The 1,659-nt window shown below is 56.1% G+C and carries 1 pseudogene; it reads left to right on the top strand.

The window, feature by feature from the left end:
* The first annotated feature begins 148 nt into the window (after positions 1–148).
* Positions 149–1,439 (top strand): annotated as a pseudogene (locus FOY56_RS23325) (IS110 family RNA-guided transposase).
* Positions 1,440–1,659 lie beyond the last annotated feature (220 nt).

The following is a 1,659-nucleotide window of genomic DNA, read 5'->3' as shown; positions in this document are numbered from 1 at the left end:
AACTCAGGGCCATAGCACGTCGGGAAGAAGCGCTGTTTATAGGTTATGGCCACGCGCGCAGCCCTCAGATAGCGCAGCGGGTGGCCATAACCGGGTCTCAGGTCTCAACAGTGGTTTTGCATGAACCACACTGATGAGGAGACCGGCTATGGCCGCCAACCATTTTAAAGCTTCGACCTTGTTGGTCGCTATCGACATTTCAAAATATCGTCACGAGGTCCTGATCGGTATCCCGGGCAAAAAGCACCGCCGTCGTTTGACGATCACAAACACGCTTGCGGATTTCCAACGGCTGGTTAGCACCCTTGCCAGCTACGACCTGCCAGTACGGATCGGGTTCGAGGCGACCGGCAATTACCATCGCACGCTTGCCCACCATCTTGGCCAGTCGGGGTTTGACCTGAAGCTTGTGTCTTCGGTCAGTTTGGCGCGAACGCGAGAAGCGCTGCACAATAGCTGGGATAAAAATGATCCAAAGGATGCGCAGGTCATCCTGCACATGCTGGAGATAGGTGCAGTTCAATTCTTCCATGACCCGCTTGTGACTGGCACCGCCGACATTCAGGAGCTGTCAAAGACCCACGAGATCGTCTCACGCTCCAAAACCGAACTATGGCACCGCATCCTGACGCATTACCTGCCGCTGTACTTTCCGGAGGCCGAGCGCTTTTATCGAAGCTCGCGCACAGACTGGTTTCTGGCTTTCCTCGATAGGTACCCTTCGCCGCACATGATCTCGGCGATGAGCCGGGAAGCATTCATCAAGGACGCATGGCAAGTTGTGGGCCGCAAAGTCGGCAAAGAGCAAATGCTCTCAGATATTTACGCCACAGCTGTCGCTTCTGTGGGCCTGCCGGTTCACCCAGAGTCGGACGCCGTTCGCATGTTCCGGCTGGTGCTGGCAGAAGGGCGCAGCCTCATTCGCCAGCGCAATGAGATTGAGGCACGAGCTGTCGAGCTTCTGTCCGACCTTCCCGACTACCTGCTGCTGACGACCATCCCGGGGATCGGTCCCATCAACGCTATGACTATTCTGGCTGAAGCTGGGGATCTTCGGCGTTTCCAGCACCATCGCCAGTTCCTGAAGTTCTGTGGGCTGGACCTCGCGACCATGCAATCCGGCACGTTCCGTGGGCAAAGCAAGATATCAAAATATGGGAACGCCCGGTTGCGTCGAACACTTTGGATGGCTGGACAGACCGCGGTTCTCAAACGCACCAACAGCTTCAGAGACAAGTTTGAACGCTATATCTCGAAAGACCGGCATAACGCGCATCTGAGACGCAAGGCATACACTGCTATCTCAGCGAAGATGGCGCGAACCGTACACGCCCTGGTCAAACACGGCGAACCCTATCGCCCCTTCTTTGAAGCGGGCGGGCCCAGGCGGAAGGACCTCTCTCTGTAGTGGCCGTGGAGGCAGCTTGCTGACCTCGTAGATAATGTTCGGGCTTTCTGCTTGGGATTTAGGATCTCGTCTTAAGGACGGTGAAGGCCGCCATCGCGCGTACCTTGTGTTTGCTATGGGAGAGACCACTTCTTGACGGCAGAGCCCGTCTGGGCAAACTTAACACGGCATTCGATCCCTCGAATGCCCCAAGACCAGCTGACCTAAATGGCCAGATCTTCCCGACATAGGACGTTGTCAGATCGGATGTA

Source organism: Falsiphaeobacter marinintestinus, assembly GCF_007923355.1.
Lineage (GTDB): Bacteria > Pseudomonadota > Alphaproteobacteria > Rhodobacterales > Rhodobacteraceae > Phaeobacter_A > Phaeobacter_A marinintestinus.
Note: the sequence above shows the minus strand (reverse complement) of the source record. Positions and strands in the feature narration are given on the sequence as shown.